The 26753-nt window shown below is 73.4% G+C and carries 22 protein-coding genes; 9 read left to right on the forward strand and 13 right to left on the reverse strand.

Annotated features, from left to right (window positions below):
• Positions 1-63: 63 nt before the first annotated feature.
• The 7 genes from murD to rsmH form a co-directional block, all read right to left on the reverse strand.
• Entirely contained in the window at positions 64-1524 is a 1461-nt protein-coding gene (gene murD / locus EES41_RS11350; RefSeq protein ID WP_123077755.1) for a UDP-N-acetylmuramoyl-L-alanine--D-glutamate ligase, read from the reverse strand.
• Complete coding sequence (gene mraY, locus EES41_RS11355) at positions 1506-2576, reverse strand: phospho-N-acetylmuramoyl-pentapeptide-transferase (protein ID WP_008738701.1); 1071 nt, start codon at positions 2574-2576, stop codon at positions 1506-1508. The genes murD and mraY overlap by 19 nt, the downstream gene beginning before the upstream one ends.
• Positions 2573-3997, reverse strand: coding sequence for a UDP-N-acetylmuramoyl-tripeptide--D-alanyl-D-alanine ligase (gene murF / locus EES41_RS11360; protein ID WP_123077757.1), 1425 nt, complete (start codon positions 3995-3997; stop codon positions 2573-2575). The genes mraY and murF overlap by 4 nt, the downstream gene beginning before the upstream one ends.
• A complete protein-coding gene (locus tag EES41_RS11365; protein WP_123077759.1) occupies positions 3994-5697 on the reverse strand; it encodes a UDP-N-acetylmuramoyl-L-alanyl-D-glutamate--2,6-diaminopimelate ligase in 1704 nt (567 codons plus the stop codon). Before EES41_RS11365 ends, murF begins: the two co-directional genes overlap by 4 nt.
• 56 nt (positions 5698-5753) lie before the next feature.
• Complete coding sequence (locus EES41_RS11370; protein WP_123077761.1) at positions 5754-7691, reverse strand: penicillin-binding protein 2; 1938 nt, start codon at positions 7689-7691, stop codon at positions 5754-5756.
• 105 nt (positions 7692-7796) lie between these two features.
• Positions 7797-8303: a hypothetical protein gene (locus EES41_RS11375; protein WP_123077763.1), complete on the reverse strand. Its 507-nt coding sequence runs from the start codon at positions 8301-8303 to the stop codon at positions 7797-7799.
• A complete protein-coding gene (gene rsmH / locus EES41_RS11380) occupies positions 8300-9259 on the reverse strand; it encodes a 16S rRNA (cytosine(1402)-N(4))-methyltransferase RsmH (RefSeq protein ID WP_073774444.1) in 960 nt (319 codons plus the stop codon). The genes EES41_RS11375 and rsmH overlap by 4 nt, the downstream gene beginning before the upstream one ends.
• 319 nt (positions 9260-9578) lie before the next feature.
• Between rsmH and EES41_RS11385 the strand changes: the two genes are divergently transcribed.
• The 4 genes from EES41_RS11385 (at position 9579) to EES41_RS11400 (ending at position 15111) form a co-directional block, all read left to right on the forward strand.
• Entirely contained in the window at positions 9579-10130 is a 552-nt protein-coding gene (locus EES41_RS11385) for a carbonic anhydrase (protein ID WP_037791499.1), read from the forward strand.
• 147 nt (positions 10131-10277) lie between these two features.
• Entirely contained in the window at positions 10278-11288 is a 1011-nt protein-coding gene (locus EES41_RS11390) for a MoxR family ATPase (protein WP_008738714.1), read from the forward strand.
• Complete coding sequence (locus EES41_RS11395; RefSeq protein WP_123077765.1) at positions 11288-12676, forward strand: DUF58 domain-containing protein; 1389 nt, start codon at positions 11288-11290, stop codon at positions 12674-12676. Before EES41_RS11390 ends, EES41_RS11395 begins: the two co-directional genes overlap by 1 nt.
• Positions 12673-15111 (forward strand): transglutaminaseTgpA domain-containing protein, encoded by a 2439-nt coding sequence (locus EES41_RS11400; RefSeq protein ID WP_123077767.1) that lies wholly within the window; start codon positions 12673-12675, stop codon positions 15109-15111. The genes EES41_RS11395 and EES41_RS11400 overlap by 4 nt, the downstream gene beginning before the upstream one ends.
• 741 nt (positions 15112-15852) lie before the next feature.
• Here the strand turns inward: EES41_RS11400 and EES41_RS11405 are convergent.
• The 3 genes from EES41_RS11405 to EES41_RS11415 are packed head-to-tail and all read right to left on the reverse strand — an operon-like array spanning position 15853 to position 19515.
• Positions 15853-16485: a TetR/AcrR family transcriptional regulator gene (locus tag EES41_RS11405; protein WP_037791502.1), complete on the reverse strand. Its 633-nt coding sequence runs from the start codon at positions 16483-16485 to the stop codon at positions 15853-15855.
• Positions 16486-16514: 29 nt separating this feature from the next.
• Complete coding sequence (locus EES41_RS11410; protein WP_123077769.1) at positions 16515-18599, reverse strand: YhgE/Pip domain-containing protein; 2085 nt, start codon at positions 18597-18599, stop codon at positions 16515-16517.
• A complete protein-coding gene (locus tag EES41_RS11415) occupies positions 18571-19515 on the reverse strand; it encodes an ATP-binding cassette domain-containing protein (protein ID WP_123077771.1) in 945 nt (314 codons plus the stop codon). The genes EES41_RS11410 and EES41_RS11415 overlap by 29 nt, the downstream gene beginning before the upstream one ends.
• Positions 19516-19750: 235 nt before the next feature.
• Here EES41_RS11415 and EES41_RS11420 point away from each other — a divergent pair, with 235 nt between their 5' ends.
• The 5 genes from EES41_RS11420 (at position 19751) to EES41_RS11440 (ending at position 24018) form a co-directional block, all read left to right on the forward strand.
• Entirely contained in the window at positions 19751-20236 is a 486-nt protein-coding gene (locus tag EES41_RS11420; RefSeq protein ID WP_123077773.1) for an SAV_6107 family HEPN domain-containing protein, read from the forward strand.
• A 73-nt stretch (positions 20237-20309) separates the two neighbouring features.
• A complete protein-coding gene (locus tag EES41_RS11425) occupies positions 20310-21068 on the forward strand; it encodes a methyltransferase domain-containing protein (RefSeq protein WP_123077775.1) in 759 nt (252 codons plus the stop codon).
• Between the two features lie 266 nt (positions 21069-21334).
• Complete coding sequence (locus EES41_RS11430) at positions 21335-21736, forward strand: DUF3040 domain-containing protein (protein ID WP_008738733.1); 402 nt, start codon at positions 21335-21337, stop codon at positions 21734-21736.
• 91 nt (positions 21737-21827) lie between these two features.
• The gene (locus EES41_RS11435) at positions 21828-22481 is read left to right on the forward strand and encodes a DUF4126 domain-containing protein (RefSeq protein ID WP_123077777.1); all 654 of its coding nucleotides are present in this window, start codon (positions 21828-21830) and stop codon (positions 22479-22481) included.
• 43 nt (positions 22482-22524) lie between these two features.
• On the forward strand, positions 22525-24018 hold the full coding sequence (locus EES41_RS11440; protein ID WP_174261673.1) for an NAD(P)/FAD-dependent oxidoreductase: 1494 nt from the start codon (positions 22525-22527) through the stop codon (positions 24016-24018).
• A gap of 7 nt (positions 24019-24025) precedes the next feature.
• On the opposite strand, the gene EES41_RS11445 is transcribed toward EES41_RS11440, so the two are convergent.
• The 3 genes from EES41_RS11445 to thiE all read right to left on the reverse strand — a co-directional run bounded on the left by EES41_RS11445 (position 24026) and on the right by thiE (position 26696).
• Positions 24026-25000 (reverse strand): hypothetical protein, encoded by a 975-nt coding sequence (locus EES41_RS11445; RefSeq protein ID WP_254211407.1) that lies wholly within the window; start codon positions 24998-25000, stop codon positions 24026-24028.
• A 50-nt stretch (positions 25001-25050) separates the two neighbouring features.
• Positions 25051-25965: a methylenetetrahydrofolate reductase [NAD(P)H] gene (gene metF, locus EES41_RS11450; protein ID WP_073774454.1), complete on the reverse strand. Its 915-nt coding sequence runs from the start codon at positions 25963-25965 to the stop codon at positions 25051-25053.
• Between the two features lie 92 nt (positions 25966-26057).
• Positions 26058-26696, reverse strand: coding sequence for a thiamine phosphate synthase (gene thiE / locus EES41_RS11455; protein WP_073774455.1), 639 nt, complete (start codon positions 26694-26696; stop codon positions 26058-26060).
• Between the last annotated feature and the right edge of the window lie 57 nt (positions 26697-26753).

Here is a 26753-nt window from a genome sequence, read left to right on the forward strand (position 1 = left end):
CATCCCCTCCACTCGTGCGAGGCGAGCGGCCGGCCGTCCGGCCGGAGGGAGCCCGGCCTGGACCTAGGCCTTCCCGGCGGCCAGTTCGCGCACCGCGTCGGCGAACGCGTCCCCACGCTTGTTGTAGTTCGCGAACATGTCCATCGAGGCGCAGGCGGGTGCCAGCAGGACCGTGTCGCCGGGCTCGGCGAGCCGGGCCGCTTCCCGGACCGCCGCGAGCATCGCCCCAGTGTCGGTCCGTTCGAGGTCGACCACAGGGACCTCGGGGGCGTGTCGCGCCAGCGCCTCGCCGATCAGCGCCCGGTCGGCGCCGATCAGCACCACGCCGCGCAGGCCCTTCGCGGACTTCCGCACGAGCTCGTCGAAGGTCGCGCCCTTGGCGAGGCCCCCGGCGATCCACACGACCGTCTCGAAGGCCGCCAGGGAGGCCTCCGCGGCGTGCGTGTTGGTGGCCTTGGAGTCGTCGACGTAGACGACCCCGCCGACCTCGTCCACGTGCGCCACGCGGTGCGCGTCCGGGCGGAAGTTCCGCAGCCCGTCACGGACCGCGCGGGGCTCCACGCCGAAGGCGCGGGCCAGCGCCGCCGCCGCGAGGGCGTTGGCGATGTTGTGCGGGGCCGGCGGGTTGACGTCCTTGACCTCGGCGAGCTCCTGGGCGTTCTTCTGCCGGTTCTCGACGAAGGCGCGGTCCACGAGGATGCCGTCGACCACGCCGAGCATGGAGGGTCCGGGCGCGCCGAGGGTGAAGCCGATCGCCCGGCAGCCCTCCTCGACGTCCGCCTCGGCCACCAGGTCCTCGGTGGCCCGGTCCGCGACGTTGTAGACGCAGGCCACGGTGTTGCCCTCGTAGATCCGGCCCTTGTCGGCGGCGTACGCCTCCATCGAGCCGTGCCAGTCGAGGTGGTCCGGGGCCAGGTTCAGCACGGCCGCCGAGTGGGCGCGCAGCGAGGGCGCCCAGTGCAACTGGTAGCTGGAGAGTTCGACGGCGAGGACGTCGTACTCCTCCTCGCCGGTCACCACGTCGACGATCGGGGTGCCGATGTTCCCGACGGCCGCGGTCCGCAGGCCGGCGGCCTTGAGGATCGAGGCGAGCATCTGGGTGGTGGTGGTCTTGCCGTTCGTACCGGTGATCGCGAGCCAGGGGGCCGCCTTCCTGCCCGGCGTGGACTCGCGCAGCTGCCAGGCGATCTCCACGTCGCCCACGACGTCCACGCCCGCCTCGGCGGCGGCCGCGAACAGCGGGCTGTCGGGCTTCCAGCCCGGCGAGGTGACGACCAGTTCGGTGCCCTCGGGCAGGACCTCACCCGCGTGAGCGCCGTCGGCCAGCCAGCCGAGGCGGACCTCGATGCCCTGCTCGGCCAGCTCGGCGGCCCGCGCGCGGTGCGCGTCGCCGTCGCCGTTGTCGACGACGGTCACGACGGCGCCGAGGCCGGCCAGGACGCGGGCGGCACTGATGCCGCTCACGCCGAGGCCGGCGACGGTGATGTTCTTGCCGTGCCAGGAGGTCACTTGTCGGCTGCCCATCCCGCGTAGAAGAGACCGAGACCCACGATCACGCACATGCCCTGGATGATCCAGAAGCGGACCACCACAAGGACTTCGGACCACCCCTTGAGTTCGAAGTGGTGTTGCAGCGGGGCCATCCGGAAGACGCGCTTCCCGGTCAGCTTGAAGGAGCCGACCTGGATGACCACCGACATGGTGATGAGGACGAAGAGGCCGCCGAGGAGGGCGATCAGGAACTCCGTGCGGGAGCAGATCGCGAGGCCGGCGAGCGCGCCGCCGAGCGCGAGCGAACCGGTGTCACCCATGAAGATCTTGGCCGGCGAGGTGTTCCACCACAGGAAGCCGAAGCAGGCACCCATCAGGGCGGACGCGACGACCGCGAGGTCCAGCGGGTCGCGCACCTCGAAGCAGGCGTTGGGGTTCGTCAGCGTGATCGCGTTGGCACAGGACTCCTGGTGCTGCCAGACGCCGATGAACGTGTAGGCGCCGAACACCATCACCGCGGCGCCGGTCGCGAGACCGTCGAGGCCGTCGGTCAGGTTCACGCCGTTGGACATCGCGAGGATCATGAACAGCGCCCAGACGACGAACAGCACCGGTCCGATCGACCAGCCGAAGTCCGTGACGAACGACAGCCGGGTGGAGGCCGGGGTCAGTTCGCGCGAGTCCGAGAACTGGAGCGCGAGGACCGCGAAGGCGATGCCGACGATCAGCTGGCCGGCCATCTTGGCCTTCGCCCGCAGACCCAGCGAACGCTGCTTGACGATCTTGATGTAGTCGTCGAGGAAGCCGACCAGGCCCATGCCCGCCATCAGGAACAGCACCAGCAGACCCGAGAAGGTCGGCTCGCTGGACGTGATCACCTTCGTCAGGGCGTACGCGATGAGCGTCGCCAGGATGAAGGAGATGCCGCCCATGGTGGGCGTGCCCTTCTTGCCCGCGTGGCCGCGGGGGCCGTCGTCGCGGATGAACTGGCCGTAGCCCTTGCGGGCCAGCAGCTTGATCAGCAGCGGCGTGCCGATGACCGTCAGGAACATGCCGATGACACCGGCGACCAGAATCTGCCTCATCGGTCGGCGACCTCGCCCTCGCGCTCAAGGAGCGCCAGCGCGACCCGCTCCAGGCCGATCGACCTGGAAGCCTTCACCAGCACGACGTCCCCCGGGCGCAGTTCACTGCGCAACAGGTCGACCGCCGCCTGCGCGTCGGACACGAGCACCGACTCCTCACCCCACGAACCCTCGTTATATGCGCCCAGTTGCAGCCAGGACGCTTCCCTGCCCCCGACTGCGACGAGCTTGCTCACGTTGAGCCGGACGGCAAGCCGTCCCACCGCGTCGTGCTCCGCCAGCGACGCGTCACCGAGCTCGGCCATGGGGCCCAGCACCGCCCACGTACGTCCCCCGGTGGCCCTGGCGGCGCCGCCCATCGCGACGAGAGCGCGCAGGGCGGCCCGCATGGACTCGGGATTCGCGTTGTAGGCGTCGTTGACGATCGTCACGCCGTCCGCGCGCTCGGTGACCTCCATCCGCCACCGGGAGAGCGTTCCCGCCCCGGAGAGCGCGGTGGCGATCTCCATGGCGGACATGCCCAGGACATGGGCGACGGCGGCCGCGGCGAGCGCGTTCGACACGTGGTGCTCACCGTACAGCCGCAAGGTCACATCACTGCACCCGGTCGGTGTGTGGAGTGTGAAGGCGGGCTGCCCCCCCGGTGTCATCCGCACCTCGGTGGCGCGAACGTCGGCGTCCTCGGCCTCGCCGAACAGCACCGTACGGGCCTTCGTACGGGCGGACATGGCACGCACGAGGAGGTCGTCGGCGTTGAGTACGGCGACTCCGCCGTCGGCCTCGGCGGGGAGGGCCTCGACCAGCTCCCCCTTGGCCTGGGCGATCTGCTCGCGGCCGCCGAACTCGCCGATGTGGGCGGTGCCGACGTTGAGGACGAGCCCGATGCGGGGCGGGGTCAGGCCGGTGAGGTAGGCGATGTGGCCGATGCCGCGGGCGCCCATCTCCAGGACCAGGTGGCGGGTTTCCGCGGTGGCCTGGAGGGCGGTGAGCGGCAGGCCGATCTCGTTGTTGAGGGAGCCGGGGGTCCACACGGTGGGCGCGTGGCTCTGCAGCACCTGCGCGATGAGGTCCTTGGTGGACGTCTTCCCGGCCGAGCCGGTCAGCGCCACCACGTCGGTGCCGAGGCGTTCGACGACGGCCCGGGCGAGGGCGCCGAGCGCCTTCTCCACGTCCGGGACGACGATCGCGGGTACGCCGACGGGCCGGGCCGCGAGAACGGCCGCGGCTCCGGCCGCCACCGCCCGCTCCGCGTACGCGTGGCCGTCGACGTGCTCACCGGCGAAGGCGGCGAACAGGCTGCCCGCCTCCACCTTGCGGGAGTCGATGACCACGGGCCCGCTGATCCGCACCGACGGATCCGGTATGTCGTGGGGCCGCCCGCCGGTGATGTCGGCGATCTCGGCGAGGGAAAGGGCGATCACTGGTTCACCTCGGCCTGTCGGGCATGGTGCTGCCGGTTCTCGATGGCCGCGCGGAGCACCGCGCGGTCGTCGAAGGGACGTACGACGCCTGCCGTGTCCTGGCCCTGCTCGTGCCCCTTGCCGGCCACCAGCACGGTGTCCCCGGCCTCGGCGCGCGCGACGGCCGCGGCGATGGCCGCCGCCCGGTCGGCGTCGACGAGGACGGTGCCCCGCTCGGCGGGCGGTACGGACACGGCGCCTTCGAACATCGCGGCGAGGATCGTGAGGGGGTCCTCGGAGCGCGGGTTGTCGGAGGTCAGGACGGCGGTGTCGGCGAAGCGGGCCGCGGCGGCGCCCATCGGGGCGCGCTTGGTGGTGTCGCGGTCGCCGCCGCAGCCGAGGACGATGTGCAGCTTGCCGGTGGTGACCTCGCGCAGGGCCCGCAGGACCGACTCGACGGCGTCCGTCTTGTGCGCGTAGTCGACGACGGCCAGGTAGGGCTGCCCCGCGTCCACCCGCTCCAGCCGGCCGGGCACCCCGGGGACCGCGGCGACGCCGTCGGCGGCGGTCTGCGGGTCGAGGCCGGCGGCGGCGAGCGTGACGATCGCGGCGACGGTGTTGGCGACGTTGAACGGGCCGGGCAGCGGGGCGGTGGCCCGGACGCGCTGGCCTTCCGGGCCCACCAGGGTCAGGGTGGAGTCCATGTGGCCGAAGACCACGTCCTCGGCGCGCCAGTCGGCGGCCGGGTCGCCGGCGGCGGAGAACGTGACGACCGGGATCGACGCCTCCTTGGCCAGCCGGCGGCCGTACTCGTCGTCGAAGTTGACCACGCCGAGGCGGGCGCGGCGCTCGGTGAAGAGCCGCGCCTTGGCCTGGAAGTAGTCCTCCATGTCGGAGTGGAACTCCATGTGTTCCGGGCTCAGGTTGTTGAAGACGGCGACGTCGAAGACGCAGCCGTCGACCCGGCCGAGCACGAGGGCGTGGCTGGACACCTCCATGGCCACGGCCTCGACGCCGCGTTCGCGCATGACCGCGAAGAGGGCCTGGAGGTCGGTGGCCTCGGGGGTGGTGCGCTCCGACTTGATGCGCTCGTCGCCGATGCGCATCTCGACGGTGCCGACCAGTCCGGTGCTGCGGCCGGCGCCGCGCAGACCGCCCTCGACGAGGTAGGCCGTGGTGGTCTTGCCGGAGGTGCCGGTGATGCCGAGCTGGAGCAGGCCCTCGCCGGGCCGGCCGTAGATCTCGGCGGCGAGTTCGCCCATCCGGCCGCGCGGGTCGGCGACGGCCAGCACCGGGAGCCCGGTGGCGGCGGCGCGGTCGGCGCCGGCCGGGTCGGTCAGCACGGCGGCGGCGCCGAGGGCGGCCGCCTGGGCGGCGAAGTCCGCACCGTGCAGCTTGGCACCGGGAAGGGCCGCGTACAGGTCGCCGGGGCGTACGGCACGGGAGTCGTGCGTGATGCCGGTGACCGGCGGTCCGGTCGGGCCGGCCGCGGCGTCGAGGCCGGCCAGGGCCGCGAGCTCGGACAGCGGGACCGGCCGTACGGACGCGGGACGCGGCGCTCCCGGCGGCGTCGCCGGGGCGTCTTTCTGGGTGGTTCTGGGCTGATCAGCGTGGGACACGGCGGTGAGCGTACCGGGCGCGGCGGGCGCGTTGCGAAGCGAGGGCCCGGCCGGGGCGTCCTGGGCCGTCCGGTTCCCGGGTTTCGGGGTGATCGTTGTCACTGATGGTGCCTCACGGTTTTCCGGCGGGCTGCCGGGCGGTCGGGTAGCTGGGCGGGCTACGAGCCCTGTTCGTAGGTGACGGGCAGTCCGGCGGGGGCGGTTCCGGTGGGGGCGACCTGAAGCGTCTTGAGGGCGAACTCCATGACCTTCTTGTAGATGGGGCCGCAGATCTGGCCGCCGAAGTAGCTGCCCTTGGTGGGGTTCTGGATGGCGCAGTAGACGGTGACGCGGGGGTTGTCGGCGGGCGCGAACCCGGCGAAGGAGGCGGTGTACCCCTTGTAGCGGCCGGTGACCGGATCCACCCGGTTGGAGGTGCCGGTCTTGCCGCCGACCCGGTAGCCGGGGATGCGCGCCTTGGTGCCGGTGCCCTCCTGGTCGTCGACCACGGATTCGAGCATCCCGGCGAGGGTCTTGGCGGTCGCCTCGCTGATCACGCGGTTCTTGTCGGGCGCGGGGGCCGGGGTGAACCGGCCGTCGGGGCCCTTGGTGCCGCGGACCAGGGTCGGCTCGATCCGGACCCCGGCGTTGGCGATGGTGGAGTACACGGAGGCGGCCTGCATGGCGTTGAGGGACAGGCCCTGGCCGAAGGGGATCGTGTACTGCTGGGAGGTGGACCAGGCCTCGGGCCTGGCCAGGATCCCGCGGGACTCGCCGGGGTAGCCGAGGCCGGTGGGCTGCCCGATGCCGAACTTGGTCAGGTACGAGTACAGGACCCGGTTGGCCTCGGGCTGGGTGGCGCCGAGCTGGCCGGTGGCCAGGATGGTGCCGATGTTGGAGGACTTGGCGAGGACCCCGTTGAGGGTCAGGTACCAGGTCGGGTGGTCGATGTCGTCCTTGAACAGCCGGTCGCCGCGGTGCAGCCGGTTGGGGACCTCGACGTGGGTCTCGGGGGTGGCCTTCTTCTCCTCCAGTACGGCGGCCATCGACATCACCTTGGCGGTGGAGCCGGGCTCGTACACGTCCTGGAGGGCGGCGTTGCCCATGGCGGCGGAGCTGGCCCGGGAGAGGTCGCCCGGGTCGAAGCCGGGGGCGTTGGCCATGGCGAGGACCTCGCCGGTGCGGGTGTCCTGGACGATGACGTAGCCGCGGTCGGCCCCGGACTTCTCGACCTGCTCGGTGATGGCGCTCTGCGCCGCCCACTGGATGTCGCGGTCGATGGTCAGCTCGATGTCCTCGCCGGGCACGGCGGGCTTCTCGCTGGAGCCGGCCGTCGGGACCCGGCGGCCGCCGGACTGGGCGTAGGTGAGCTCGCCGTCCTTGCCGGCCAGCTTCTTGTCGAGGGCGGACTCCAGGCCGCCGCCGCCCTTGCCGTCGGCGTTGACGTAACCCAGTATCCCGGCGGCCAGGTCGCCGCCCGGGTACACGCGCTTGCTGCTGTCGTCCTTGAACACGCCGGCGAGGACGTTGGCGCCGGGGCCGTTGTTCTTGCGGTCCGCGGTGGCCTTCTGGGCGAAGACCCGCTGGAGGTCCTTGATCTGGTTCCAGACCTGGGGGGTCTGGCGGCGGGCGAGGACGACGTAGCGGGTGTTCTTCGTCTTGAGGAGCCCCGCGATCGTCTTGGCGTCCTTGCCGAGGATCGGCGCGAGGAGGGCCGCGGCCTGCTCGGGGGCGTCGGGGGCCTTGCTCTCCTGCGGGGTGAACATCTTGGGGTCGGCCGTGATGTCGTACGCGTCGACGCTGGTGGCGAGGGCGACGCCCTTGCGGTCGGTGATCTCCCCGCGTTCGGCGGCCAGGGTGTGGCTGGCGAAGCGGTTCTCCGTGGCCTTGGCGGAGTACGCGGACGCGTCCACGGCCTGGACCTGGAGGAGGCGCACCACGAAGGCGAGCATGACGAGGGTCAGGCCGACGCTGACGAGCCGCAGCCGGGGCCTCGGGCTGCCGAGCCGGATCGTGTGCGGCACCCGCGCGGGGGCGGGCCTGCGGGGAGCCGCCGGCTTCTGCGGCCGGCGCCCGGCCGGGCCGGGCACCTTGCGCCCCGGCCCGCCGCCGCTCACGCCGCCACCGCCGGCCGTGCGGCGCGGCTGCCGGGGGCGCCGCCCCCGGACCCTCTGCACCGCCGGGGGCGTCCGGCGATCACGTCGCGGGGGTGGGTCACGGCGTCACCTTCCAGGGGTCTGGCTGGGGGCGGAGCTCGGGGCGGGCGCGGGCGCGGACGGCGAGGCCTGCGCCGGGGCCTGCGCGCCCGCCGCGGCGGAGGGCGCGGTGGAAGCCGCCGCGGACGACGCGGCGGAGGGTGCGGGGGACGGCGGGGCGGACGGCGGCGGGGGTTCCGACGCGGCCGCGGCGGACCCGGCGACCTTGCCGTCCGGCCCGATGAAGACCGGGCTGCCGCCGGGGACCAGGCCCAGCTCGTGGGCCCGGCGCTGCAACGCGTCCGGGGCGGAGTACCCGTCCACGTCCCGTTGCAGCGCCTGCTCCTCGTCCGTCAGCGCGGTGGTCTCCCTCTTCAGCTTCGTCAGCTGGAAGGAGCCCTCGTTCAGCGCGGAGTTCAGCAGCAGCAGGCTGATCAGCCCGCCGCCCAGCAGCGCCACCACCAGCAGGACGAACGGCATCCGGGCGGCCTGCCCGGCCGCCGCCTTCCCCGGCCGACCCCCGCGCTTGGTCACAGCCGCGCCTCCCGGATGCGTTCGACGCCGCGGAAGCGGGCCGGGGCGGCCCGCCGGTTCTCGGCGATCTCCTCCTCCGTCGGCAGTTCCGCGCCCCGCGTCAGCAGCTTCAGCTTCGGCTGGTACTTCTCGGGGACCACCGGCAGCCCGGGCGGCGCCGTCGAGGTCGCGCCCGCCGCGAAGACCTGCTTGACGAGCCGGTCCTCCAGCGAGTGGTACGACAGCACCGCGATCCGCCCGCCCACCGCGATCCGGTCCACGGCCGCCGGGATCGCCCGCTCCAGGCCCGACAGCTCGCCGTTGACCTCGATCCGCAGCGCCTGGAAGGTCCGCTTCGCCGGGTTGCCGCCCGTCCGCTTCGCCGCCTGCGGCAGCGCGTCGCGGATCAGCTCGACCAGCCGGGCACTGTTGGAGAAAGGCTCCTTCTCCCGCTCGCGCACGACCGCCGACACGATCCGCTTGGCCTGCTTCTCCTCGCCGTACTGGCGCAGGATCCGCACCAGCTCGCCGGGCGCGTACGTGTTGAGGACCTCGGCGGCGCTGATGCCGGTCGTCTGGTCCATCCGCATGTCCAGCGGCGCGTCCTGCGCGTACGCGAACCCGCGGTCGGCCTCGTCCAGCTGCATGGAGGAGACGCCGAGGTCGAAGAGGATGCCCTGGACGGCGGGGATGCGCAGGCCGTCGAGCACCTCCGCGAGGTCGGCGTAGATCGCGTGGACCAGGGTGACCCGGTCGCCGAAGGGCGCGAGCCGCTCGCCGGAGAGCCGCAGGGCCTCCTTGTCGCGGTCGAGGCCGATCAGGTGCGCCTCGGGGAACCGGGTGAGCAGGGCCTCGCTGTGGCCGCCGAGGCCGAGGGTGCAGTCGACGACGACGGCCCCCGGCTTCTGCAGCGCCGGGGCCAACAGGTCCAGGCACCGCTGGAGCATCACCGGGACATGTCGGGACTCGCTAGTCAAAGCGCCCTCTCAGATAACGGCGCGGCAGGCGTACGCCGCGCCGCGCACGCGGAGTTTTACCAGGATTACCAAGGGCCGGAAGGCCCGTGGGGCCGGGCTCCGGCCGGTTCGCGCCACTTTAGTGCAACGGTCGCCGCGGTCAACGAACCGCACCCGCGCGCCGTGCGGCGCCCTCCCAGTGAACCGGCGAATGCCGCGAATCACCCCATCGGGTGCACCCGCCTCACTCCTGTGGGGTAGCTCACAACAAGGCCGGTTGACCTTCTTTGTCGACCTTCGCTCCATGCCCGGACGAGCTGTGACCACTAACGTCGTACCCATGACGACCTCCGCATCCCTGCCCGCCGACCCCGCTCCCCCGGCATCCGGCGGCCGTTCCGTCACGGACCGGCTGGTAGAGGCCAACCGGCAGTACGCCGCGCGGTTCGCCGATCCGGGCATGGACGCCCGGCCGGTCCTCCACGTCGCCGTCGTGGCCTGCATGGACGCCCGCCTCGACCTGCACAAGGCCCTCGGCCTGGAACTCGGCGACTGCCACACCATCCGCAACGCCGGCGGGGTCGTCACCGACGACACCATCCGCTCGCTCACCATCAGCCAGCGCGCCCTCGGCACTCGCGCGGTGATACTCATCCACCACACCGGCTGTGGTCTCGAAAGCCTGACCGAGGACTTCCGGCACGAGCTGGAGGACGAGGTCGGCCAGCGCCCCGCCTGGGCCGTGGAGGCCTTCCGCGACGTTGACCAGGACGTTCGCCAGTCCATGCAGCGCGTGCGGACCAACCCCTTCCTCCCCCACACGGACGATGTGCGAGGCTTCGTCTTCGACGTGCACACCGGGCTCCTGCGGGAGATCGATCCGGCCTCTTGAGTGACACGGGCCCGTGACGCCGTCAAGAATGCGGGGATGACGTCACCCGGAGAGCCTCCGGGGCGACGTCGTATCCGTTGGGTGCGTTGGGGTGGGCCGTGCATGCGCCGAGGGCGTCGGCCCTGAGGAAGGGCCGAGGAGAACCAGGTGACGACGTACGACGACAGAGCGAGCCTCGCGGATCTGACCAGCACGGCGGAGCGGGTCCGCCACTCGGTCGAGAGCGTGATCGAGGGCAAGCCCGAGGTCGTCCGCCTGGCGCTGACCGTGCTCCTCGCCGAGGGCCACCTGCTCATCGAAGACGTCCCCGGCGTCGGCAAGACCATGCTGGCCAAGACGCTCGCCAAGTCCATCGACTGCTCGGTGCAGCGCATCCAGTTCACCCCGGACCTGCTGCCCTCGGACATCACCGGCGTCAGCATCTACGACCAGCAGCGCCGCGAGTTCGAGTTCAAGCCGGGCGCGATCTTCGCGCAGATCGTCATCGGCGACGAGATCAACCGCGCCTCCCCCAAGACCCAGTCCGCGCTGCTGGAGTCGATGGAGGAGCGGCAGGTCACCATAGACGGCACCACCTACACGCTGCCCAGCCCGTTCATGGTCGTCGCCACCCAGAACCCGGTGGAGATGGAGGGCACCTACCCCCTCCCCGAAGCCCAGCGCGACCGCTTCATGGCCCGCGTCTCCGTCGGCTACCCGAGCCCCGAGGCCGAGCTCCAGATGCTCGACGTGCACGGCGGGCTGTCCCCGCTCGACGACCTCACCGCCGTGGCGCACGCGCACGACATCGTCAAGCTCATCGAGGCCGTCCGCGAGGTGTACGTCGCCGAGCCCGTCCGGCGCTACGTCGTCGACCTGGTCTCCGCCACCCGCACCCACCCGGACCTGCGCCTCGGTGCCTCGCCGCGCGCCACCCTGCACCTGCTGCGCGCCGTGAAGGCCTCCGCCGCCCTCGCCGGCCGCGAGTACGTGCTGCCCGACGACGTCCAGGCACTGGCCGCCCCCGTCCTCGCGCACCGGCTGCTGCCCACCGCTCAGGCCCAGCTGAACCGGCGCACCGCCGAGCAGGTCGTCCACGACATCCTCCAGCGCACCCCCGTCCCGGCCGCGCACGCCCGCGGCGAGATGCCGCCCGGCGCGGGCACCCGGGGCTTCTGATGAGCGCCGGTGCCCCGAGCGGCGCCGGCGGCGAGGGCCGGCCCGCCGGCGGGCTGCGTTCGTCCCTGTCCGGGCTCACCACCCGCGGCCGCTCCTTCGTGGCCGCCGGGATCGCCGCCGCCGTGTGCGCCTACGTCCTCGGCCAGGAGGAACTCCTGCGGGTCGGGCTGCTGCTCGCGGCGCTGCCGCTGATCTGCGTCCTCGCCCTGCACCGCACCCGCCACCGGGTCACCGGCAGCCGCCGGCTCACCCCGACCCGGGTGTCCGCGGGCGGCGAGGCCCGGGTGCAGCTGCGGATGGACAACACCTCGCGGGTGCCGACCGGCCTGCTGATGCTCCAGGACCGGGTGCCCTACGTCCTCGGTCCCCGGCCCCGCTTCGTCCTGGACCGGGTCGAGCCGGGCGGGCGCCGCGAGGTCTCCTACCGGGTCCGCTCCGACCTGCGCGGCCGCTACCCGCTGGGCCCGCTCCAGCTGCGCCTGTCCGACCCCTTCGGCCTGGTCGAGCTGACCCGCTCCTTCAGCGCGTACGACACCCTCACCGTCATCCCGCGCACCGAGGCCCTGCCCGCGGTCCGCCTCACCGGCGAATCCTCCGGCTACGGCGACGGCAGCCGCCGCTCGCTGGCCCTGTCCGGCGACGACGACGTGATCCCCCGCGGCTACCGGCGCGGCGACGACCTGCGCCGGGTGCACTGGCGCTCCACGGCCCGCTACGGCGAGCTGATGGTGCGCCGCGAGGAGCAGCCGCAGCGCAGCCGGGCCACCGTCCTGCTCGACACCCGCCAGCTCGCCTTCGAGGGCGCCGGACCGGATTCCGCGTTCGAATGGGCCGTCTCGGGGGCCGCCTCGACGCTGACGCACCTGCTGGAGCAGGGCTTCTCGGTGCGGCTCCTCACCGACACCGGCGATTCGGTGCCCGGCGGCGAGGGCGGCGGCGGTTTCAACGGGGGCTCCTCCGGCGGGCAGGAGTCCGCCGTGGCCGCGGGGCTGATGATGGACACCCTCGCGGTGGTCGGCCACTCCGACGGGGCCGGGCTGTCGCGGGCCCACGACGCGATACGCGGCGCGGGCGGGGCGCTCGGCGGAGCCGGCTCCGACGGGCTCCTCGTCGGCTTCTTCGGCGATCTGGACGACGTACAGACGGAGCTGGTGGCGAAGATGCGCCAGCGGGCCGCCGGCGCCGTGGCGTTCGTACTGGACTCCGAGACCTGGGCGGGACGGCCCGCGCGGGAGACCGCGCTGCCGCCGCTCCAGGAACGGCTGCGCAGGCTGCGCGACGCGGGCTGGACGGCACTGGCCGCCCCGCCCGGGGTGGCCTTCGGCGAGCTGTGGCGGCAGGCCGGGAACGCTCCGCTCGGCACGGGAACTTCCGGAGGTTGGGGATGAGCGGGCGCGCGAGACTGACGGTTTTCGCGGCGCTGGCGACGCTGCTGACCTCCTGGTCACTGGCCGGGCTGGTCGAGTCGAGCGGCTGGATCGCGCAGGCCGCGGCGCTGCTCGCCGTACAGGCGGCGGTGGGCGCGGGAGCCCGGCGGGTGCCGCTGGCACGGTCGCTGACCGTGGCCGCGCAGCTGCTGGTGTCGCTGCTGATCCTCGTGTTCATGTTCGCGGGCCGGGGCGAATCCACCGGGGACGGGCCGCTGGCCTACCTGGTGACCGACTTCGGCGCGCTGTTCGGACAGGGCGTCCGGGACGTCGGCGAGTTCGCGATACCGGCACCGCTGACGGACGGCATCCAGCTGCTGCTGCTCGCCGGGGTGCTGCTGGTCGGGCTGCTCGTGGACATGCTGGCGGTGACGCTGCGCACGGCCGCCGCGGCCGGGCTGCCGCTGCTCGCGCTGTACTCGGTGGCCGCCGGGCTGGCCACCGACGACTCCGGAACCTGGTTCTCGTTCCTGCTGGCCGGGACCGGCTACCTGCTGCTCCTGCTCGCCGAGGGCCGCGACCGGCTCGCCCAGTGGGGCCGGGTCTTCGGCGCCGCCCCGCGCGGCCGGGTCTCGGCCGCCTCCGGGTACGGGGGCGGCGCGGCCGGCGGCCAGGCGGTGGCGCCCGTACGCACCGGGCGGCGGATCGGCGTGGTGGCGCTGGGCCTGGCACTGGCCGTGCCGATGGCGCTGCCGGCGCTCGGTGACGGGCTGCTCGGCGGCCGGGGCACCGGCGACGCCGACGGCAGCGGCGCGGGCGGCGGCACCATCTCGGCGGTCAACCCGCTGGTCTCGCTGCAGAGCAGCCTGAACGCGCAGGACAACCGGGTGGTGCTCAAGTACCGCACGGACAGCACCCAGGTCGCCGACCAGTACGTGCGGATCCTGGCGCTGGACGAGTTCAACGGCGTCAAGTGGGAGGCCTCCGGGCGGCCGCTGAGCGACGTCCCGGCGCGGATGCCGAACCCGCCGGGGCTGGGCGACCAGGTCCGGGCCGGCGCGAGCGAGGTGCGCACCACCTTCTCGGCGGCCGACACCTACGTACAGCGCTACCTGCCGATGCCGTACCCGGCGACCGGGGTGGACATCGGCGGGAAGTGGCGGTTCGAGCCGGCCGGCCGGACCTTGGTCGGCGACCAGCTCGGCAAGGACAAGTTCCAGAACGTGCAGGGCGCCCAGTACACGGTGCGGAGCATGCTGCTGCGGCCGACGGTGCGCCAGCTCCAGAGCGCGCCCGCGCCGGGCGACGCGATCCGCGCCGACTACACGAAGCTGCCGGACAACCTCCCGCCGGTCGTCGCGGACACGGCCCGCAAGGTGACGCAGGGCTCGAAGGACGACTACACGCGGGCGGTGAAGCTTCAGGACTTCTTCGCCGTGAGCGGTGGGTTCCGGTACAACACGCGGACCGCCTCGGGTACGGGGCCGCAGGCCGTCGCCCGCTTCCTTGAGGACAAGGAGGGCTTCTGCATCCACTTCGCGTTCTCGATGGCGGCGATGTCCCGGTCGCTCGGGATCCCGGCGCGGGTGGCGGTCGGGTTCACCCCCGGCGAGCGGCAGTCGGACGGCACGTGGAACGTCTCGATGCGGGACGCGCACGCGTGGCCGGAGCTGTACTTCGAGGGCGTCGGCTGGACCCGGTTCGAGCCGACGCCGCGCTCCGGGATCTCGATCCCCGACTACAGCCAGGCGCAGACCCCGTCGAGCCGACCGTCCGCGCCGTCGGCGCTGCCGTCGGCGAGCGCGACGGAGCCGAACGCGGCCCCGTCGAAGGCGGACGACTGCCCGCCGGAGCTGAAGAAGCTGGGCGAGTGCGGGGGTCCGGCGGCGGCGCAGAAGGCCGGTCCGGGTGCGGGCGGGCCGTCCGTGCTCGCCGTACTGGGCTGGGTCGCGGGCGCGGTGGCGCTGCTCGGGCTGCCGCTGCTGCCGATGCTGTGGCGGGCCCGGGTGCGCGGGCGGCGGCTGGCGGCCGGGTCGGGGGCGGGGGCGGTGCTGTCGGCCTGGCGGGAGCTGGGAGACGCGGCGTGGGACGTGGGCATCGCCCCCGACGAGTCGCTGTCGCCCCGGGGAGCCGCGGCGCGGGTCGTGGAGCTGGGGCGGCTGGAGCCGGACGCGACCGACGCGGTGCGGCGGGTCGCCGGGGCCGTGGAGCGGGCGCTGTACGCCCCGGCGGGGGCGGACGCCGCGTACCCGGGGCTGGCGCAGGACGTCCTGCTGGCCCGCGCGGGGCTGCTGGCCGGGGTGTCGCGGGCGGCGCGGCTGCGGGCGCGGCTGGCGCCGCGGTCGGCGGCGCGGGTGGTCTGGGCGGCATCGGCCCGCTGGTCCGCCGCCTCCGCGTCGGCCGCGACCCGCCTCTCCGCCGCCCGCCTACGCCTCCCCTCCCGCCCCCGAGGCTGACCGGGCCCGCCGGCCGCCCGGCCCCGCCGGCAACCCCCGGCCTCGCCCGCACCCCGGGCCTGGCCGGGGCCGGCAACCCCCGGCCCCGCCGGCACCCCGGGCCTGGCCGGCACCCCCCGGCCCCGTCGGCAAACCCGGCCTCGCCGGCCATTCCAGCCCGTCCGGCGTTTGAGGACCGGGGGTCCGGGGGCTGGCCCCCGGCGACCGCCCTGCGGGGCTGTCCCCTACCCGCCCTTCCACCGTTCCCTGGGCTCCGCCCAGACCCGCGCCTCAAACGCCGGCGAGGCTGAATCGTCCGGCGCGGGGCCGCGGTGGCGGGGCTGAATCGTCGGGCCCGGGGCCACGTCGACGGGGCTGAATCGTCCGGCGCGGGGCCACGTCGACGGGGCTGAATCGTCCGGCGCGGGGCCACGCCGACGGGCTGGATCGTCCGGCGCGGGGCGGCGGTGGCGGGGGGTGTGGAAAAACGCCGGGCGGTGAGGCTCGTTCCCCCTGGAGCCTCACCGCCCGGCGTCTTCGCGTAGCCGGGCCCCCGTACCTTCCCGGCGAGGGACGAGGCCCTGGGCCGCTCCGCGGCCCCGTGTCCGCGGTGCGGCCCGAGGGCCCCTGTCCGTCGTCCCCCAGTCTGCTGTTTCCGCAGGTGGGAGCCCATCCGTACGCGTACTCATTTCCGCGCCTAGGTACGGGTACTCAGTTCTACGCGCCCCCACCACCCCCGCGGCACCGCCGACCGGGGGTACCTCACCGGCTTCCGCTCACCCGGCCCCGCAACAGCAGCGACAGCGCCGAGTGCACGTCGTCCAGGGAGCGTTCGCTCTGGAACGACTGCCAGTCCAGCGCCGCGACCAGCACCATCCCCACCATCGCGGCAGCGGTCAGCGGCACGTCGATCTCGGGGCTGAGTTCGCCCCGCTCGACCCCCTCCCGCAGCACGGTCTCCACCACCGCCACCGCCTCCCGCCGGACCACCATCAGCGTGGACTGCCACGCCCGGTTGGTGCGCCACAGCTCGGCGACGTACAGCTGTGTGAAGGCCGGATACCGGTCGATGAACACGAGGCCCGCCCGGATCATCGCGTCCAGCGCCTCCACGCGGGTCCCGCCCCGGGCCTCCGTCTCCTGCGCCGCCGTCCGCAGGGACTCGGTCAGGAGACCGACCCCGTGCCTCAGCAGTTCCTCGAAGAGGTCGGTCTTGCTGGCGAAGTTGTAGTACACCGTGCCTTTGGCTACCCCCGCCCGCTCGGCGATCTCGTCGACCGTCGTGGCCGAGAAGCCCTGTTCCGCGATGAGGGTGACAGCCGCTTCATAGAGCTTCTGCCGGGTGGCCTGACGACGGCCGCTGCCGGTACCCGTACCGGTGCTGCTGCTTTCCATGGCGCTGATTCTCACAGGTCAACGCCTCCTTACAGGCTCAGTTCCGGGTGGAGCCGGTCCATCGTCCACACCTGCTTGCCGCGGGCGGCGAGGGCGGTGAGGGCGAGCGCGCCGAACGTGAAGGCCGTCAGGACCGCGCAGCCCTGCCACACGGGGCCGAGATCGCCGCCCGTGATGAGCTTGCGCAGGCTCTCGACGACGTACGACATCGGCAGGTACGGGTGGATCGCGTTGAAGAAGCCCGGGCTGGTCTGAACGGGGTACGTACCGCCCGCCGAGGTCAGCTGGAGCATCAGGACGGCCAGCACCAGGATCCGCCCGGCCGCGCCGAACTTGGCGTTGAGCCACTGCACGATCGCCGCGAAGCAGGCGGTGACCAGCATCAGGAAGGCGATGGTCAGGGCCGGCCGGGCCATGTCCAGGCCGAGCCCCCAGTGCAGTACGGACATCAGCATGGCCACCTGCGCCGCGCCGAGGCCGGCCACGGGCAGCCAGCCCGCGAGGGCGATCCGCCAGGGCGAGGCACCGGCGGCCAGGGCCCGCTTGTTCATCGGCGCGATCAGCATGTACGCGACCATCGCGCCGACCCAGAGGGAGAGCGGGATGAAGTACGGGGCGAAGCCGGTGCCGTAGTTGGGCGCCTTGTGCAGGGATTGGTTGGCGAGCTTGACCGGGTCGGCCATGACCTCGGTGCGGGCGTCGCGCTGCTTCTCGTCGTAGTCCGGGATCTTGCCGGCACCGTCGTGCAGGCCGTCGGCGAGGGTGCCGCTGCCGTCCACGAGCTTGAACATGCCGCCTTGCAGGGTGTGCGCGCCGTCGCCGAGCTTGCCGACGCCCTCGCCGAGCTTGCCGGAGCCGCTGGTGGCGGTGCCCAGACCGGTGTGGAGCGTGGCCATGCCGGAGGCGACCTTGTGGGCGGCGTCGTTGAGGGCGTTGACCTGGCTGACGGCGGTCTTGAGGTCAGAGCCCAGCGCGGGGGCCTTCACGGCGATCGCGCGGGCGTCGTTCTCCAGCTCGGTCAGCTGCTTGCGGAGCTTGTCGATGTCCCCGCCCGAGCCCTTGACCAGGGTGTTGACGTCGCCGCTGAGCTGGGCCCCCTCGGCGGCGACCTCCTTGGTCTTCTTCAACCGCTCGCAGAGGGCGGGGGAGGTCTTGGTCCCGGGGCCGCACCACTCGTTGTAGTCGGCGGCGGTCCGGGTCGCGAGGAACTGGGAGATGCGGGCGGCGGCCGGTGCCTTCTCGACGAACTTGTCGAGGTGGTTCCGGGTGACCTTGGCGGTGTCGGCGACCAGCACGGCGGTGTCCGCGAGCTGCTTGGGGTCCTGGAGGAAGGGCCGGGCCTTGCCGGCGACGCCGTCCATCTTGTCGGCGAGCTTCTGGGTGCCGTCGGCGATGCCCCGCGTTCCGGTCTTCAGCTGTGCGGCGCCCGAGCCCAGCTGCTTGAGCCCGCTGGTGAGCTCGCCGGACTTCTCCTCGGCCGTGTCGAGGCCCTCGGCGAGGTCCTTGGCGCCCTGCTGGGCCTTGCCGGCCCCGTCCTTGATCTGGTCGGCGCCGTCGGCGGCCTCGGCCGTCTTGTCGTGCAGGTCGGAGAAGGACACGAAGATCTTGTCGAGGAAGCCGCGGGAGGCGTTGGTGGACGCCGCCGAACGGACCTCGGAGAAGACGGTGCGGGAGATCGAGCCGACGACGTAGTTGTTCGCGTCGTTCGTGCGGACCTGGAGCGCGCCGGTGGTGGGGTCGTCCCCGGAACTGGAGGCGATCTTCTCGCTGAAGTCGGCGGGCATGGTCAGGGACAGGTAGAACTTCCCGTCCTCCAGACCCTTCGCCGCCTCGTCGGCGCTGACCTCGCGCCAGTCGAAGGTCCGGCTGTCGCGCAGCTTCTTGGTGATCTCGCCGCCGGCGTCGAGGTGCTTGCCGTCGACGGTGGCGCCCTGGTCGGAGTTGACGAGGGCGACGGGCACCTTGTCGAGGCGGCCGTACGGGTCCCAGAAGGACCAGAGGTACAGCGCGCCGTAGAGCAGCGGCAGCAGGAGCAGCGCGACGAGGGCGGCCCGGGGGAGCTTTCCCCGCCCGAACCGCTTCAGCTCAAGCGCGGCGAGCTTCGGCGAGCGCATCGTCCGTCCCCTTCGTGTTCGGCTTCGTGTTCGTTTCCGGCTTCGTGTCCGGCGCCGCGTCCGGCGCCGCATCCGGCTCCGCATCCGGCTTCGTGCCCGGTGTCATGTCCCGGTTCGTGGCCGGCTGCGCATCCGGCTTCGTGGCCGGCTGCGGATCCGGCTTCGTGGCCGGCTGCGGATCGGATGGCGCCGGTTCGGCGGTCTTGGCCGGGGTTCCGGTGCGGACCACCGGTATGTCCTGCGGCGCCTCGCTGCACACCGCGAAGACGGTGGTCCCGCGCGCGGCGATGGCGCGGAGCAGGGCCCAGGCCTCCGCGCGTTCGGCGTCCGAGAGCTTGAGGTCCAGGTCGTCGAGGGCCAGCAGCCGCGGGGCGCCGAGCAGCGCGATGGCCACGGACAGGCGTACGGACTCCAGGCGTTCCAGGTCGCGCACGGAGGTACGGGGCCCCTTGGGCAGGGTCGCGAGGTCCAGGCCGGCGACGGCCAGGGCCTCCTCGATCCGGGCGGCCGTGGAGGCGCGGCGCTCGCCGCGCGGCCGGAGCAGGGCGCGGAGCAGGGCGCGGAGCGGGCCCTCGTAGCGGCGCTGGAGCAGGGCGCCTTCGCGCAGCTGCTCGGCGACGGTGAGGGCCTGGTCGAGGTCGTTGACGCCGGAGACCGGGCCGAGGGCGGCGATCCGGCGGACCGCGGCCATCTTCTTCGGCAGCCGGTGGCCTCCCACCTCGGCATGGCCCGCGGTGGGTTTCATCCGGCCGGTGAGGGCAAGGAGCAGACAGGTCCGGCCGCTGCCCGAGGGGCCTTCGACCGCGGTGATCGAGCCGGGTGCCGCATCGATCCCGATGTTCCGGAACACCCAGCCGCGCGGGCCCTTGAGTCCGAAGTCCTCGGCTTTGACGGCCGCACCGTGCGGGCTGTCCACGCCGTCCCCTCCCTTTTGAACTGACTGGTCAGTTCAAAAACTAGCACCTTCCGGCGCATCCGGCGCGCGGTGGGGGGTAGTTACTCGGACAGACACGACAAACCCACAGGTCAGAGCGATTGTCAGTGGGGCACGTCACGATGGATCCACGCAACACGGCACAAGGCACCACACGACGAGCAAGAGGCACTACACGGCACAAGCGACAGCACCACGCATCGACAGGAGGTTCGTCATGGCCACACCGTCCCCGTCCCCTGTCCACCCCGTCCCGCGGAAGTCGGCGGCCCCACCGGCTGCCCTCGATCTGCTCGCCAAGGCCCGCTGCGGTCTGGCCGAGGCGGCGGAACTGCCCAGCCCCAACGAGCGGTACGCCACGGCGCACCTCGCGGCGCTGCGCGCGGCCGCGGCCGTACTGGCCGCGCGCGGCCGGCCCGAGCCGGTGAACCCGCGTCGGCGGCCCCGGATCCGGCCCGCCTGGGAGGTACTGCCGGAAACGGCACCGGAGCTGACGGAGTGGAGCGCGCTGTTCGCGTCCGGCGCCGCCCGCCGGGCCCGGGCCGAGGCGGGCATACCGGGTGCGGCGACCGCGCGGGAGGCGGACGACCTGGTGCGCGAAGTCGCGATGTTCCTGCGCCTGGTGGAACGCATGCTCGCGCTCCGGCCGGTGGCCGCCCCGGCCCTGCCGACGCCCCGTCCGGAGCGTCCGGACGCGGGATGAGATCCCCGGCAGCCCGAGGCAATAGGGTGGGGCCCGTACCGCTCACCCTTACCGCGCCGAGGAGCCATCAGCCGTGTCGGACACTTCCCGCCCCCGTGCCTCCCTTCGCACCGCTGTGGTGTGGGAGGTCCTCAAGGAGGCCCTCGACCGCCGGGTGAAGGCGACCGGGCGGGATGTGCTCGACGTGCTGGACACCGGCGGCGGCACCGGCAAGTTCGCCGTCCCGGTGGCCCGGCTGGGTCACCGCGTCACCGTGGTCGACCCCAGCCCGAACGCGCTGTTCGGGCTGGAGCGCCGGGTCTCCGAGGCCGGCGTCGCCGACCTGGTGCGCGGCGTCCAGGGCGACGCCCAGGGCCTGCTGGATGTCGTCGAGCGCGACGCGTACGACGTGGTGCTCTGCCACGGCGTGCTGGAGTACGTCGACGACCCGGCCGAGGGCGTCGCCAACGCCTTCGCGGCGCTGCGGCCCGGCGGCGTCCTCAGCCTGCTCGCCGCCGGTCTCGGCGGGGCCGTGCTGGCCCGCGCGCTGGCCGGCCACTTCACCGAGGCGCGCACCGCGCTGACCGACCCGGCGGGCCGCTGGGGCACCGGCGACCCGGTGCCGCGCCGCTTCACCGCCGAGCAGCTCACCGAGCTGGTCGGGGGCGCCGGCCTGGAGGTCGGCACGGTGCACGGCGTGCGGATCTTCGCCGACCTGGTGCCCGGGGTCCTGGTCGACACCGAGCCCGGCGCGGTCGAGGCCCTGCTGCGCCTGGAGGAGGCCGCGGCCGAGCTCCCCGCCTTCCACGCGGTCGCCACGCAACTGCACGTCCTTGGCGAGAAGCCCGCCTGATCTGCGGCGCTGTAGCGCACCGAGTCGGCCGTACACCCTCCGCCGAGCCGGTCGGACCCGTATGATCGAGGACACCGACCGGCATGGCGGCCGGGCCATTGGGGAATAAACGCCTCAGTGACCGCGCCTTTTCGGCGGTACGGATCGCCGCGGTGCTTTTTCAGAGCGTGGCGTCGAGGGCGGGTATCACGGGGGCGATTCCCCGCCTATCCTGAAGGGGACCCCTGGTCGCTCCCCCCCGCGACCGACGGATGAGGAGGACTCCCGTGCCGCTCTCGGAGCACGAGCAGCGAATGCTCGAGCAGATGGAGCGAGCGCTGTACGCCGAAGATCCCAAGTTCGCGACAGCGCTTGAGGGAAGCGGACTGCGCACGTACACCCGGCGACGGGTTTACATGGCAGTCGCAGGCATTGTGGTGGGTATCGCGCTCCTCATGACCGGCGTGATCTGGCAGAGCGTGCTCTGGATCAGCGTGGTGGGATTCCTCGTCATGCTGGGATGCACGGTTCTCGTGGTCACCGGTTGGCGCAAGGCACCCAAGCCCGGCGAGCAGCCCGTCTCCGGTAGTGCAAGCGGTTCGGGCCACGGCCAGAACCGGCAGCGTCGGTCGATGATGACCCGGATCGAGGAGCGGTGGCAGCGCCGCCGCGATGAACACGGCCAGTAGGGCCTACGGATTTCGATGAGGGGACGGCTGCCCTGCGGCGGCCGTCCCCTCACGCGTGTCCTCAGGCCCCCTTCTGCGGCATGATGATCAGGTGAGTGTGCTCCCCCTGGTCTTCACCAGTGGCTGGGCCAGCGGGATCAACGCCTACGCCGTGGTCCTCCTGCTCGGCATCTTCGGCCGGACCGGACTGACCGACGACGTCCCCGCGTCGCTGCAACGCACCGACGTGCTGATCGTCGCGGCCGTCCTGTTCCTCTGCGAGGCGGTGGCCGACAAGGTCCCGTACGTGGACTCGATATGGGACGCCCTCCACACGGTGATCCGGCCGCTGGCCGGTGCCGTGATCGGCGCGCTGCTGGCCGGGCAGAGCGGCTCGCTCTCCGACATCGCGGCCGGGGCGGTCGGCGGCTCCACGGCCCTGGCCAGCCATTTCGTCAAGGCCGGCACCCGGATGGCGATCAACACCTCCCCGGAGCCGTTCACCAACGTGGGGATGAGCCTCGCCGAGGACCTCGGCGTGGCCGGAATCGTCACCTTCGCGATGTTCAACCCGCAGGTCGCCGCGATCATCGCGGCCGTGCTGCTGGCCCTGGGCCTGGCCACGCTGGTGTTCCTGTGGGCCCGGATCCGACGCTTCCTGCGCCGCCGCGCCCAGCGCCGCGAGGAGCGGCACCTCGCCGCCGAAGCCCGCGAGTCCGCCGGGACGGCCGGGACCAGCGGGAGCGGCCCGGCGCCACCCCGCTGACCTGGGTCGATCCCGGCCCGTCCCGGTCGATAGGCTCAGCCGCATGGCACGAATTGCGGTGATCGGCGCCGGCATGGGCGCGATGGCGACGGCGGCCCGGCTGGCCGTGGCGGGCCACCAGGTGACGGTGTACGAGCGCGGGAGCACCTACGGCGGCTCGGTCGGCCGGTACGAGCGCGAGGGCTTCGCCTTCGACACGGGCCCCGGGCTGCTGCACCTGCCCGCCGTCTACCGCGACCTCTTCGTGAAGACCGGCAAGCGGCCGCTGGAGGAGTGCGTCGAGCTGGTCCAGGTGGACCCGGCCGTACGGCACCTGCTGCCCGACGGCAGCGAGGTCACCCTCCCCAACGTCTCGCGCGGCGGCGCCGAGGCCGTCCTCGACCAGGCCTTCGGCGCGGGCGCGGGCGGGCGCTGGAGCGCCGTCCTGGGCCGTGCCCGCGACGCCTGGGACGCCACCCGCCGCCCGTTGCTGGAGGAGCCGCTGCGCACCGACTGGCGGGTGCTGGGCCGCGAGCCGTACCCGGCGCTGCGCGGGAGCGGGCTGCTGCGCCGTCGGCCGCCGACCCTCGCCGAGGTGGCCGAGCGGGAGCTGGGCGGAAGGCTCACGGGCCTGCTGGAGAGCCCGGTGCTCGCGCACGGCCTGGCCCCCGCCGCCACCCCGGCGGCCGCGACGGTCCTCCCGTACATGGAGCAGACCTTCGGCAGCTGGTACGTACGCGGCGGCATCCGCGCCCTGGCCACCGCCGTGTACGAGCGCTGCCTGGAGCGGAAGGTCACCTTCGAGTTCGGCGCCGCGGTCCGGGAGGTGCTGGTCCGCGACGGCAGGGCGGCCGGGCTGCTGCTGGCCGACGGCGCCGAGGCCCCCGCCGATTTCGTCGTCTGCGGGATCGACCCGCGGCAGCTGCCGCCCGCCTCCGTGCCCCGGCCGGCCGGCGCCGTCCCCGCCCGGGGGCCCGGGGTGCCCAGCCGGATCACCCTCTTCCTCGCCCTGCGCGGCGCCCGGCCCGCCGACGCCGCGCACCGCACGGTCGTCCACTCCCCCGGCCTCGCCGCCGAGGCCCGGACCGCCTTCGCCGGGGAGCACACCGCACCGCCCACGGTGACGGTGCTGCGGCCCGACGACCCGGCGACCCGGCCCGACGCGGACCACGAGGCCGTCACGGTGAGCGCCGTGTGCGCCCCCGAGGGGGTGCTGGACTGGTCGGACCCGGCGCTGACGGCCCGCTACGCGCAGGCGCTCCTCGCCGCCGCCGGGCGGGCCGTGCCGGGGCTGCGCGAGCGGCTGCTGTGGCAGGAGCCGCGCACCCCCGCCGATGTCGCGCGGGCCACGGGCGCGGTGGGCGGCGCGGTGCCCCCGCCGTCGGTCGCGGGAGCCGGGGGCCGGCTGCTCCACCCGGCGAACGCCACCGCCCTGCCGGGGCTGTTCCTGGCGGGCGGCTGGGCGCACCCCGGTGGCGGGCTCGCGCACGCCGGGATGACCGGGGCCCTGGTGGCCGGGCTGATCGTGGAGGGCGCCGGCTTCCGCGGCTCCCAGTGAGCACCGCTCAGTAGCGGTACTGCCCGTACTCCCCGGTGCCGCCCTGGTACGGGTAGCCCTGCTGCTGGTGCTGCTGGTCCTGCTGGTCCTGCGGGTACGCGACCGGGGTCTGCTCCTCGCCCGGGTAGGGCTGCGCGGCGTCCCGCTGCTGCGGCACCCACACGCCGCCGGGCGGGGTGTCCGTGGAGTACTGCTGCTGCGCGTACGGGTCCGGGGCCTGGCCCGCGTACGGGGCGGCGTACCCGCCGTCGTAATAGGGCTGCTGGGGGGCGACGCCGCCGCCGGTGCCGATGTACGGGTCCGAGTAGGCGGCGTAGACCTGCTGCTCGCCGGCCGGGTAGCCGTAGCCGTAGTCGTAGCCGCCCTGACCCTGGCCCTGGGTCTGCGGGTCGTAGTGGGCGTACTGGTGGGCGTCCTGCTCGGCCGTGGTGAACGGCGAGGCGAACGGCGCCGTCTGGCTCGCGTCGGCGGTCGGGGCGAAGCTCTGTATCCCGTACGAGCCGGTCTCCTCGGGCAGCGGCTGCGGGCTGTAGACCGCTTCGGCGTCCGGGGACTTCACGCCGAACACGCTCTCCGCATCGGGGTCGGCCTGGTCGGCCGGGTCGGCCGCGGCGCCGGAGTCCGCGGGGTCGTCGCCGGGGCCGTACTCCAGTGCGGTGACCTTCAGCGCGGGTCCGGGGCGCGGTCCGCCGGCGCGGCGGCGCCGGGTCTGCCGTACGGGCTCACCGCCGCGGCGCAGCGCCCAGCCGGCCACGAAGCCCTTGCGGAAGGACAGCGTCACCAGGGTCTGGCCGACGGCGAACGCGGCCGCGCCGGCCGCGATGACCAGCACGGACGGCAGCACCACCCCGGCGACCACACCGACGAAGCCGGCGAAGGCGAGCAGGCGCCAGCGCAGCCGGGCCTTGTACTGCATCAGGACCTCGGCAAGCAGCCACAGCGCGACGAAGCCGAACGCGATGTAGAGGACCGTCATTCCCATGCGTGGCCCCGCCCCTCTCGATACGGCCGCCCACGGGTACGTACGGCCGATCAGGCCCGCTGGTGCAGGCCCAGGTTCTCGTAGATCTCCAGAGTCGCCGTGGAATTGTTCAGCGTGATGAAGTGCAGTCCCGGGACACCCTCGGACAGCAGCCGCGCGCAGAACTCCGTGGCGAACTCGATGCCAATGGAGCGTACAGCGGCCGGATCGTCCTTGACCGCGAGCATCCGCTCTTTCACGGCGTCGGGGAAGACGGCGGTGCTCAGTTGGGGCAGCCGGTCGAGCTGCTTGATCCCCACAACAGGCATGACCTCGGGGATGATCGGGGTCTCGCAGCCCGCCTTCTCGACGCTGTCGCGCAGCCTCAGATAATTCTCCGGGTGGAAGAACATCTGGGTGATCGCGTAGTCGGCGCCCGCGCGGCACTTGTCCACGAAGTGCCGGATGTCCGTGTCCCAGTCCTCCGAGCGCGGGTGCATCTCGGGGAACGCGGCGACCCCGACGCAGAAGTCGCCGGACTCCTTCAGGAGACGGACCAGGTCGGCGGCGTAGTCCACGCCCTCGGGGTGCTTCACCCAGGGCGCCATGGGATCGCCCGGCGGGTCCCCGCGCAGCGCGAGCATGTTGCGGATGCCGGCGTCGGCGAACTGGCCGATGACGTGGCGCAGCTCGGCGACGGAGTGGTCGACGGCGGTGAGGTGGGCGACGGGGGTCAGCGTGGTGTCCGCGGCGATCTGCTCGGTGGCGCGGACGGTGCCGCCGCGGGTGGAGCCGCCGGCTCCGTAGGTGACGGAGACGAAGCTCGGGGCCACCGCCTCGACCCGGCGGAGGGCTTCCCAGAGGTTGCGCTCGCCCTTCTCGGTCTTGGGGGCCCAGAACTCGAACGAGTACGAGCTCCCGGACGCGAGGAGATCGCGGACCGTGTGCGCACGATCCGACCAGGTGGAAGCGGTACCAAGGGCCATACCGGCAGGTTAGACGCGGCCCGGCGCACGCCGAAGCGACGTCCACCCATTGGACACGTTTTTGGACACCTACGGGGAGCGGGCGGGCGGGCCTACGGGAGGCGGGCGCGGACGCGCTTGGCCAGGTCGGCGGCGGCGGCGCCGGGGTCGGAGGCCTCGGTGAGGGCCCGGACGACGACGACGCGGGTGGCGCCCGCGTCGAGCACCTCGTCCAGATTCGTTCCGTCGATGCCGCCGATCGCGAACCAGGGCCGGTCCTGGGCGAGCGAGGCGGCGTACCGGACGAGGCCGAGGCCGGGCGCGTGGCGGCCGGGCTTGGTGGGGGTGGGCCAGCAGGGGCCGGTGCAGAAGTAGTCCACGCCGGGCTCGGCGACGGCGGCGTCGACCTCGGACTCGGCGTGGCAGGAGCGCCCGATGAGGAGGTCCTCGCCGAGGATGGCGCGGGCGGCGGGCACCGGGATGTCGCCCTGGCCGAGGTGCAGGACGTCGGAGCCGATGGCGTGCGCGACGTCGGCGCGGTCGTTGACGGCGAGCAGCTTGCCGTGCCGGCGGGCCGCGTCGGCGAAGACCCGCAGGTGTTCGAGTTCCTCGCCGGCCTCCATGCCCTTGTCGCGGAGCTGGACGACGTCCACTCCGCCGGCGAGGACGGCGTCGAGGAACTCGGGGAGGTCGCCCTGCCGCTTGCGGGCGTCCGTGCACAGGTAGAGCCGGGCGTCGGACAGCTGCTGCATGGGTACCCCCCGGGGTGGTGGCGGCGTACGGGCCCGCGCGCTCGGCCCGTACACCGC

It is taken from the genome of Streptomyces sp. ADI95-16 (assembly GCF_003721495.1).
GTDB lineage: Bacteria > Actinomycetota > Actinomycetes > Streptomycetales > Streptomycetaceae > Streptomyces > Streptomyces goshikiensis.

What these genes read in the sequence shown, in the direction of transcription:
- murD (WP_123077755.1), bottom strand. Translation starts at nt 1,524, where the DNA reads ATGGGCAGCCGACAAGTGACCTCCTGGCACGGCAAGAACATCACCGTC.
- mraY (WP_008738701.1), bottom strand. Translation starts at nt 2,576, where the DNA reads ATGAGGCAGATTCTGGTCGCCGGTGTCATCGGCATGTTCCTGACGGTC.
- EES41_RS11385 (WP_037791499.1), top strand. Translation starts at nt 9,579, where the DNA reads ATGACGACCTCCGCATCCCTGCCCGCCGACCCCGCTCCCCCGGCATCC.
- EES41_RS11395 (WP_123077765.1), top strand. Translation starts at nt 11,288, where the DNA reads ATGAGCGCCGGTGCCCCGAGCGGCGCCGGCGGCGAGGGCCGGCCCGCC.
- EES41_RS11400 (WP_123077767.1), top strand. Translation starts at nt 12,673, where the DNA reads ATGAGCGGGCGCGCGAGACTGACGGTTTTCGCGGCGCTGGCGACGCTG.
- EES41_RS11405 (WP_037791502.1), bottom strand. Translation starts at nt 16,485, where the DNA reads ATGGAAAGCAGCAGCACCGGTACGGGTACCGGCAGCGGCCGTCGTCAG.
- EES41_RS11410 (WP_123077769.1), bottom strand. Translation starts at nt 18,599, where the DNA reads ATGCGCTCGCCGAAGCTCGCCGCGCTTGAGCTGAAGCGGTTCGGGCGG.
- EES41_RS11420 (WP_123077773.1), top strand. Translation starts at nt 19,751, where the DNA reads ATGGCCACACCGTCCCCGTCCCCTGTCCACCCCGTCCCGCGGAAGTCG.
- EES41_RS11440 (WP_174261673.1), top strand. Translation starts at nt 22,525, where the DNA reads ATGGCACGAATTGCGGTGATCGGCGCCGGCATGGGCGCGATGGCGACG.
- EES41_RS11445 (WP_254211407.1), bottom strand. Translation starts at nt 25,000, where the DNA reads ATGGGAATGACGGTCCTCTACATCGCGTTCGGCTTCGTCGCGCTGTGG.
- metF (WP_073774454.1), bottom strand. Translation starts at nt 25,965, where the DNA reads ATGGCCCTTGGTACCGCTTCCACCTGGTCGGATCGTGCGCACACGGTC.
- thiE (WP_073774455.1), bottom strand. Translation starts at nt 26,696, where the DNA reads ATGCAGCAGCTGTCCGACGCCCGGCTCTACCTGTGCACGGACGCCCGC.